Origin of the sequence: Phaeovulum sp. (genome assembly GCF_041596715.1) — a bacterium.
In the GTDB taxonomy this organism is placed as follows: domain Bacteria; phylum Pseudomonadota; class Alphaproteobacteria; order Rhodobacterales; family Rhodobacteraceae; genus UBA6213.
Genome location: NZ_JBFHIA010000130.1, coordinates 1 through 8,755 on the forward strand (window position 1 = coordinate 1; position 8,755 = coordinate 8,755).

The 8,755-nt window shown below is 59.7% G+C and carries 7 protein-coding genes; 5 read left to right on the forward strand and 2 right to left on the reverse strand.

Going from position 1 to position 8,755, the window contains the following annotated elements; all coding sequences use genetic code 11:
- Nucleotides 1–12: 12 nt before the first annotated feature.
- The gene (locus tag ABY403_RS09965) at nucleotides 13–177 is read right to left on the reverse strand and encodes a hypothetical protein (protein ID WP_372840645.1); all 165 of its coding nucleotides are present in this window, start codon (nucleotides 175–177) and stop codon (nucleotides 13–15) included.
- 68 nt (nucleotides 178–245) lie between these two features.
- The gene (locus ABY403_RS09970) at nucleotides 246–2,216 is read right to left on the reverse strand and encodes a methylmalonyl-CoA mutase family protein (RefSeq protein WP_372840646.1); all 1,971 of its coding nucleotides are present in this window, start codon (nucleotides 2,214–2,216) and stop codon (nucleotides 246–248) included.
- Nucleotides 2,217–2,445: 229 nt separating this feature from the next.
- On the opposite strand from ABY403_RS09970, the gene ABY403_RS09975 reads away from it, so the two are divergent.
- The 5 genes from ABY403_RS09975 to ABY403_RS09995 form a co-directional block, all read left to right on the forward strand.
- Nucleotides 2,446–2,778 (forward strand): hypothetical protein, encoded by a 333-nt coding sequence (locus tag ABY403_RS09975; RefSeq protein WP_372840647.1) that lies wholly within the window; start codon nucleotides 2,446–2,448, stop codon nucleotides 2,776–2,778.
- 180 nt (nucleotides 2,779–2,958) lie between these two features.
- A complete protein-coding gene (ccrA, locus tag ABY403_RS09980; RefSeq protein WP_372840648.1) occupies nucleotides 2,959–4,254 on the forward strand; it encodes a crotonyl-CoA carboxylase/reductase in 1,296 nt (431 codons plus the stop codon).
- A 305-nt stretch (nucleotides 4,255–4,559) separates the two neighbouring features.
- Nucleotides 4,560–5,975: a cytochrome c biogenesis CcdA family protein gene (locus ABY403_RS09985; protein WP_372840649.1), complete on the forward strand. Its 1,416-nt coding sequence runs from the start codon at nucleotides 4,560–4,562 to the stop codon at nucleotides 5,973–5,975.
- A 35-nt stretch (nucleotides 5,976–6,010) separates the two neighbouring features.
- Nucleotides 6,011–7,249 (forward strand): hypothetical protein, encoded by a 1,239-nt coding sequence (locus tag ABY403_RS09990; RefSeq protein ID WP_372840650.1) that lies wholly within the window; start codon nucleotides 6,011–6,013, stop codon nucleotides 7,247–7,249.
- 273 nt (nucleotides 7,250–7,522) lie between these two features.
- Nucleotides 7,523–8,755, forward strand: a 1,233-nt coding sequence (locus tag ABY403_RS09995; RefSeq protein ID WP_372840651.1) for a YncE family protein, incomplete at its 3' end; no start/stop codon positions are given.

Sequence of the window (8,755 nt, forward strand, 5' to 3'; positions counted from 1 at the left end):
GCCCGCGCCGCGCTAGCGGCGGCGTTTCAGCAGATATTCTACGGAATATAGCGTAACCAGCACAGTCAGCCCGACAATAACCACCTTGCTTACGTCGCCCAACCCGGCGTTACGCAACAAAAAAGCTACCGCAAAGGCCATCGCGGCCGCCGCAATATATGGAATCTGGCGTCTCATAATATTTCCTGAAAACTCGCGGGGATGCGAAGGATAGTCACCCCGCAACCGACGAATATCAAGCTTTTTCAGGCAGCAGTGGGCGCAGGGCTGACCAGTTCGACCAGTTCGGCCATGATCCGGTTCAGCTCAAAATCCTTGGGCGTATATACGCGCGCCACCCCGAATGCGCGCAACTGTGCCGCATCCTCCTCGGGGATAATGCCGCCTACGACCACCGGCACATCGCCAAGCCCCGCCGCCCGCATACGCTGCATCACCTCGGCGATCAGCGGCAGATGGCTGCCTGAAAGGATTGAAAGCCCCACCACATGCGCTTGTTCTTCGGCGGCGCGCGCCACGATCTGCTCGGGCGTCAAGCGGATACCTTCATAGCTGATATCCATGCCGCAATCACGGGCACGAAAGGCGATCTGCTCGGCGCCGTTCGAATGGCCATCGAGCCCCGGTTTGCCAACCACAAACTTCAGCCGCCGCCCAAGCCGCGCCGAGGCGGCATCGACCGCGGCGCGCAGGGGTTCAAGCCCCTCGGTGCGGTTGGAGGGTGCCACCGACACGCCCGTGGGCCCGCGATATTCCCCATGCACCGCGCGCATCACCCCCGCCCATTCGCCGGTCGTCACCCCCGCCTTGGCGGCGGCGACCGAGGCGGGCATGATGTTTTGCCCTGCCGTAGCCGCCTTGCGCAGCGCCGCAAGCGCCGCAGCCACAGCCTCCGCATCGCGCCCGCTGCGCCAAGCGTTCAGGCGCGCCACCTGTTCGGCTTCGACCCCCGGATCAACAACCAGAATACCGCCGTCGCCCGCTGTCAGGGGCGAGGCTTCGCTGGCTTGCCAGCGGTTGACGCCCACCACGGTGGTTTCGCACGCCTCGATCCGCGCCAGCCGCTCGGCATTGGCTTCAACCAGCCGCCCTTTCATATATTCGATCGCCGCAATCGCCCCACCCATCGCGTCAAGCGTCGCCAACTCGTCGCGCGCGCCCTGTTTGAGCGCCTCGACCTTTGCGGCAACCACCGGGTTTCCGTCAAAAAGGTCGCCGTATTCCAGCAGGTCGGTTTCATAGGCAAGGATCTGCTGCATCCGCAGCGACCATTGCTGATCCCACGGGCGCGGCAGGCCAAGTGCCTCGTTCCACGCGGGCAATTGCACCGCGCGGGCGCGGGCGTTCTTCGATAGCGTGACGGCCAGCATTTCCAACAGGATGCGATAGACGTTGTTTTCGGGCTGCTGCTCGGTCAGCCCGAGGCTGTTGACCTGCACGCCATAGCGGAAACGGCGGTATTTCGCCTCGGTGATGCCGTAGCGGTCGCGACAGATCTCATCCCAAAGCTCGGTGAAAGCGCGCATCTTGCATAGTTCGGTAACAAAGCGGATGCCCGCGTTGACGAAAAAGCTGATCCGCCCAACCATCGCAGGAAAGTCGACCGCGGCGACCTTGCCGCGCAAATCGTCCAGCACCGCGATGGCGGTGGCCAGCGCATAGGCCAGTTCCTGTTCCGGCGTCGCCCCCGCCTCTTGCAGATGATAGGAACACACGTTCATCGGGTTCCATTTCGGCAGATGCTCGGCAGTATAGGCCGCCACATCGGTGATGAGCCGCAACGAGGGCTTGGGCGGGCAGATATAGGTGCCACGCGAGAGGTATTCTTTTACCAGATCGTTCTGCACAGTGCCTTGCAGGGCAGAAACATCGGCCCCCTGTTCTTCGGCCACCGCGATATATAGCGCCAATAGCCACGGCGCAGTGGCGTTGATGGTCATCGAAGTGTTCATCTGGTCAAGCGGGATGCCCAAAAACAGCGCCCGCATATCGCCCAGATGGCAAACCGGCACGCCGACCTTGCCCACTTCACCGCGCGCGAGTTCGTGGTCGCTATCGTAGCCGGTCTGTGTCGGCAGATCGAACGCCACGGAAAGCCCGGTCTGCCCCTTTGCAAGATTTGCGCGGTATAGTTCGTTCGACGCAGCCGCGGTCGAGTGGCCTGCATAGGTGCGAAACAGCCACGGGTGGTCTTTTCGAGCAGAGGGGTTGGTCATGGTGCCTCCGGGTCGCTTCGCAAGAAAGTTGCGGACTTTGCCGGTTTAGGCGAAAGATTGTGTCGTTGTCAATTCGCCGCACTGCGGCATGAGTCTTTGCAGCGCGGCGTAGGTTTTCAGTTGCAAATTATCACCTTTGGGCAAATCCTGATTTTGAGGGCGAGGGAGTGTAAGCGCCCCGCCCAAGTCGCGGGGATGGCGCGGCTGGAAAAAGGTAAAGGGGTTAATTATGCTATATCGTTCGTTTTTAAGTCTCGCTCTTGGCGCCGCATTGGTGGCAACTAGTGCGATTCCTGCATCCGCGCTCGACCGCCGCGTGCGGATTGTAAACAATACCGGCTATACGATGGTGGAATTCTACGGTTCGCACACGGATGCGAAAACGTGGCAGGAAGACATCCTGGGCCGCGACGTACTCAGCCCCTACTCGTCGGTAAACGTCAACTTCGACGACGGCACCGGATACTGCATCTTCGACTTCAAGGCCATTTTCAACAACGGCCGCGAGGCTGTGGACTACAATATCAACGTCTGCGAAATTGGTTCTTTCACGTATAACTGAGGCCAATGATAAGGCTGACTGCGGCCGGGCCAGCGCCCGGCCGTATGCATTTCGTCGGTCATAAAATTACAAAATCTGCACGTCAGGCATTGCATTGTTGCGCGACGGGCCGTATTTCCTCGGCAGAAGCCCCGATTCTGCGCTGCGGCATCGCCGCGCGCATCTGCTGTAGGAGTGACCATGGCCCTTGACCCGAAAGCTGACTTCGCCCCCTACGATGCGCCGCTGAAAGATCTCTATGAGATCGGCGAAATGCCGCCCCTCGGACATGTTCCGGCGAAAATGTATGCTTGGGCGATCCGGCGCGAGCGTCACGGCGAGCCTGAAACCGCGATGCAGATTGAAGTGGTCGATACCTGGAAGATCGACAGCCATGAAGTTCTGGTGATGGTGATGGCCGCGGGGGTCAATTACAACGGCGTCTGGGCGGGCCTCGGCACGCCGATCAGCCCGTTTGACGGGCACAAGGCCCCCTACCATATCGCTGGATCCGACGCGGCAGGCATCATCTGGGCGGTGGGCGACAAGGTGAAACGCTGGAAGGTGGGCGACGAGGTCGTGATTCATTGCAATCAAGACGACGGCGACGACGAAGAATGTAACGGCGGCGACCCGATGTTTTCGACCAGCCAGCGGATCTGGGGTTACGAGACGCCCGATGGCAGCTTTTCGCAGTTCACCCGCGTGCAGGCGCAGCAGTTGATGGCGCGGCCGCGCCATCTGACATGGGAAGAAAGTGCGTGCTACACGCTGACGCTGGCCACGGCCTACCGAATGCTGTTTGGCCACCGCCCGCACATCCTGAAACCCGGCGACAACGTTCTGGTCTGGGGTGCCTCGGGTGGGCTCGGCTCTTACGCGATCCAGTTGATCAACGCGGCCGGGGCCAACGCGATTGGCGTGATTTCAGAAGAGGACAAGCGTCAGTTCGTGTTGGACATGGGCGCAAAGGGCGTGATCAACCGCAAGAACTTCAACTGTTGGGGCCAGATGCCGAAGGTCGGCACCCCCGAATACGCCACGTGGTTCAAGGAAGCGCGCAAGTTTGGCGCAGCGATCTGGGAAATCACCGGCAAGGGTAACAACGTCGACATGGTGTTCGAACACCCCGGCGAGGCGACCTTTCCGGTCAGCGTGTTCGTGGTCAAGCGCGGCGGCATGGTCGTGATCTGTGCAGGCACAACGGGCTACAATCTTACCTTCGACGTGCGCTATCTCTGGATGCATCAAAAGCGCGTGCAGGGCAGCCACTTTGCCAACCTCAAGCAGGCAAGCGCAGCAAACAAGCTGATGCTAGAGCGTCGTCTAGACCCTGCGATGAGCGAGGTTTTCCCTTGGGCCGAGATACCGGCCGCGCATACCAAGATGTACAAAAACCTGCACAAACCGGGAAACATGGCGGTCTTGGTGCAGGCCCCACGTCCGGGGCTGCGCACGTTTGAAGACGCTCTTGATGCGTGGCAAGGCGGCAGCTAACCAGCCCACGCGATTGTGAATGCAGGGCAACGGCGCTATAAAAGCGGTGACACCGCTGTGGAAGCGCATGTTCAGGCACATCAAAGCACTGATATAATATGCTTTTTCGGGCCCGCACGATGAACTGCAACATTCGCGGTGCGGCGATGGCGCTGCCTGCGCGCAATTGTCACTTGATTTGCGTCATGTTCACATCAAGACGCTTCACTTAGTTGGGCATCACTGCCCCGGTGCCTTCACGGGCGCCCACACCCCGGCCCCACACGCCAATGTTCAGGGCCTGAAGAGACCAAGGAATGAGGATCATGACGACTGGAATCGACGCCGCGCCGAAGGCGGGCGCACCATCGCCGGATACTGGCAAACCGGGCATCGGCAAGGCCGCGGTGCTTGCCATTACCCTTGTCATTACGCTTTTGCTGGCCTCTGGTTGGCTGGTCATGCCCTATTTCTTCGAGGGCAAGACGATTCTGACAGATATCTCCGATCAGGTTGCCGCCGACCGCACCACCCAGCAACGCACGCTGGGGCAGGTCATGACCCGTGTGCACAACGGCGTCGCGGAAGAAAATGGCGTTGGTTTTGACGTCGACGCGCTTTTTGGCTCGACCACCTATTTCGAGCGGACCACATCACCCAAGGTGCGCGCGCGTTACGAGCTTGATAAAAATATCATATTTTTCGTCAACGAATCGACCCATATCGATATGCTGACGCAGGAACTGCCGCGGGTCGAACTTTATGTCGATGGCGTGCGGTATGAACCCACATTCCTCGATGGCCCGGTGTTTACGGACCACCATCGCACTTCGGATGTGCGCTTTGCTGCGCAAGATGCGAACGGGCGCGACATCATTACCCCCGACACCAAGGAACTGACGCTCTTGGTGCGCAACAGCTACGACTCGGAAGACGCTCCGCGCACCCTGACGTGGGAATTGCCGATCGAATACCCGGCCGAAGAAAACGTTCTCTCTTCGCCCACGCTGATCGCCGCGCTTTCGGCGGGTCTTCTGTCGGCGACGCTGACGCCCTGCCTGTTGCAGCTTCTTGTGGTCTATATGGCCACGCTGACCGGCCTGAGCGCCGAGCAGATGTCGCGCGGTGACTCGGTGCCGATGGTAACGCGCCGGCGTATGCTGCTGATCGCGCTTGTGTTCGTGGCAGGCTTTACCGCGTTCTATACCTTCGCTGGCGCGGTGATCGGCTATGCAGGCCGCTCGGCGCAGATCATCTTCGATGCTGCCAGCAACGAAATGGCGATCGGGACCGGTGTCCTTGTCATCATCATGGGCATCTGGATGGGCATCAAATCGCGCGCGCCGCTGGTGTGCCGCATGCCGATGCCAAAGCGTGTCAGCGGCGGTGACAGCACCGGCTATGTGCGCGCGTTTTTGCTTTCGGTCGGCTTTTCGCTTGGCTGTATGGTCTGCTTTTCTGGGGCGATCGTGGCGACGCTGCTGGTCTATGTCGGCATGCTCGGTTCGGCCTCGGTTGGTGCAATGATCCTGTTCGTGTTCTCGATGGGGGTAGCGATTCCGTTTCTGGCGGCCGCGTTCTTCCTGTCGCGCACGATGAGCGCGATGCAATGGATCGCTCGCTACACACCACAAATTGGCTTTGTCAGCATGGTGGTGATCGTGGCGTTCGGGTTGGTTCTGGTAACCGACAATTTCCATACGCTAAGCGACATCATCTATCCCTGGCTCGGTCTGAGTTGATCGCTAGGGCATAAACTTGGGGAAAGGGTACTAAAATGAACGGTAAGGTGCTGGGCTCAATCGCGGCGGTGGTCGTGGTGGCGGCTGCGGCGGCAGGCTACTTCTTCTTCGGTGCGGAGAAGAAGGTCATGCTGGGGGACATCGAACTATACGTCTTTGTTCAAAGCACGACGACACCCGAACTTGCGGTGATCGACGTGGCACACGAAGAACTGGTGACGCGTCTGCGGCTGGCTGCTGTGCCTGACGAAATGGTGGTGGCCAAAGAGCCCAAGCGGGTGATCTACGCCAACCGAGCGTCCAAGACGGTGCACATCTATGACATCGCAACACAGGCCGACGATGCTGCGATCACGCTGCCCTTCTCGCCCGACAACATGGTGATGAGCCCAGACAGCTTCATGATCGCCGTGACCGACACCGAGACGGGACAGTTTGCAACGATCGACATCGAGGCGACGCTTGATGCGGCACATAATCAGGGCACCGGAACCGCGCTGTTCACCGAAAGCGATCTCACCGACAAAAGGCTGGGGTTCATTCTAGAGCAGACCTTCTACAGGCCCAGCAAAGTGGTGTTCTCGGACGATTCGGTGTTCGTTTTCATCGCGGACTCGCTGACCGGTATCTTGAACACGATCGACACGGCATCTGGTGCGGTGCTCGATCCGATCCAGCTTTCGCTACACGTGAACGCAGTCGATGACCCCGATGGCGATGAGCTGAGCGCGCTGACGCGTACCCCGGACGGGCTTTATGGTCTGGTGACGCAGAATACCGATGGTTTCGTTTCGATCATCAACATGCGCAGCTGGGCGGAAAACATGGTGTTGCGCGTCGGCAGGGGCGCCTCGCGGGCTTATGGCACGGCAGATGGCATCTACATGATGGTCGGCAACGATCTGGACAAAACCATGACGGTGCTCAAGACCGATCCGTGGGAAGTCTCGGCCACATTGCCGGCGGTCGCGGGCGTTACCTCGATCTCGACCGGGTTCTTCGAAAAGCTCGCCTATGTCGTTTCGAACCCTGAAAACCGGGTAGCGGTCATCAACCTCGAGACGCTCACCAACGACGCCTACATTGATCTTCCGGGTGGCCCCGGCGTGGGTATTGCGGATGCGGATGGCAAGAAGCTCTACGTGCCGCTGCACGACTCTAACTCGCTTGCCGTGATCGACATCTACAACAAGCGCGTGCACAAGATCATCCCGAATGTGACCGAGGCACCGTGGGGTGTGGCGATGGCTTCGACCAACAACTACTGCCACTGACCAAAGTCAGCGGATACTTGCTTGCGGGGCGCCGATTCTTTTCGGCGCCCTTGCTTTTTCGGGTTTCTTAAATTTTGTACCCACCGTTCTTGAATAACCGATTCGATTTGGGTGCTGCGTCAATTTGGCCATGCTTTGGTGCGCCTACGCACACCAAAACTTGATCTATGTCATATAGTGTAAACCCTCAAAGCTCTAAGTTCCGGCCAGTCGCCATCGCGGTTTGTTGACTCGCATCGGTCGTGTTTGGCGCCTTGTAGAGAGGATCAACTTATGAAACTTCGTCTTTCCACGATGGCCCTGCTTGCGGGTGCTTCGATGATGGCAATGACCACCACGGCAACCGCCGGGGCCATGGACATTCCCGGCTACGAAGCCGCCGTTGCTGCCGCAGCTGCGGCTGACTGGGCGAACGCTGAATCGGACCGTGGTGGCCTTTTCCTCGTCGCTCAATTTGACTCGTCGGGCCCCGATGCTTGGGATCCGATTGCCCACCCGCTGGTCTACGCGACCTCGGAATCGCATGCCAACCCGAACCCGAACCGCACCCTTCCGGGCGGCTTCGCTGGCTTCCAGCTGATCGATGCGATGACCAAAGAGTCGATTTACGGCTTCATCGCTGCTGAAACCGAAAAAACCTCGGGTATGCGCGGCGCGCCGCACGGTGTTGCTCTGTCGCCCGACGGCGCCTGGGCCTACCTCGGCTGGTCGGAAACCGACGATTCGGTCACCGGCTACACCTCCTACGTCGCGGTTGTGAACGTCCGCACGATGAAGATCGACAAGCTGATCAAGCAAGAGTCGCGCTTCCGTGGCGCCCCCCGCGCCCAGCGTCTGCACCACATCCAATCGTGGACCGACATTGACGGCAACGACAACGTGGTTCTGCAGTGGGGCTTCGGCGCTGACGGCGGCCCGCACCACATCCTCGACCCGAACGACAACAACCGCGTGAAGCGTTCGATCACCTACGAAGACGTCCAAGTGATGGGTCACCCCTTCACCACGCCTTCGAACGATGGCAAAACGCTCTACGTCTCGATCGGTTCGCCTGAAATCCGTGAAGCCGACTCGCACCACGCGGCCGGTATGGCGAAAGTGAACCTCGACACCGGCGCCGTGACCAACATCATGGGCTTCGGTAACCACCCGATCGGCGTTACGCACTCGGCCGACGGCAAGTTCACCTACGTCGTCGACGGCCACGGCTCGCACGTCTACAAACTGGACGACGAAACCAACGAAATCGTTGGCTCGACGTCGGCTGGCGTGGCTGGCCCCTACGGTCTGTGCATGAACTGGGACGAAAGCCTCATGTTCGTGGACGGCAAAGGCGAAGGCTCGCACAACATCGGTTCCGTGCTCGGTGTGATCGACCTCAAAACCTTCTCCCCGGCCCGCGCTGGCTTCTTCCAGCAGCCCATCTTCCTGGGTGGTTCGGCGAACTCGGTTGACCACTGCATCCTGCATCCCGATCCGGCTGTGAACGAGATCTGGGTTTCGAAC

Excerpts from the sequence above, each read along its gene's own strand:
- ABY403_RS09990 (WP_372840650.1), top strand. The coding sequence starts at position 6,011 with ATGAACGGTAAGGTGCTGGGCTCAATCGCGGCGGTGGTCGTGGTGGCG.
- ABY403_RS09970 (WP_372840646.1), bottom strand. The coding sequence starts at position 2,216 with ATGACCAACCCCTCTGCTCGAAAAGACCACCCGTGGCTGTTTCGCACC.
- ccrA (WP_372840648.1), top strand. The coding sequence starts at position 2,959 with ATGGCCCTTGACCCGAAAGCTGACTTCGCCCCCTACGATGCGCCGCTG.
- ABY403_RS09965 (WP_372840645.1), bottom strand. The coding sequence starts at position 177 with ATGAGACGCCAGATTCCATATATTGCGGCGGCCGCGATGGCCTTTGCG.
- ABY403_RS09975 (WP_372840647.1), top strand. The coding sequence starts at position 2,446 with ATGCTATATCGTTCGTTTTTAAGTCTCGCTCTTGGCGCCGCATTGGTG.
- ABY403_RS09985 (WP_372840649.1), top strand. The coding sequence starts at position 4,560 with ATGACGACTGGAATCGACGCCGCGCCGAAGGCGGGCGCACCATCGCCG.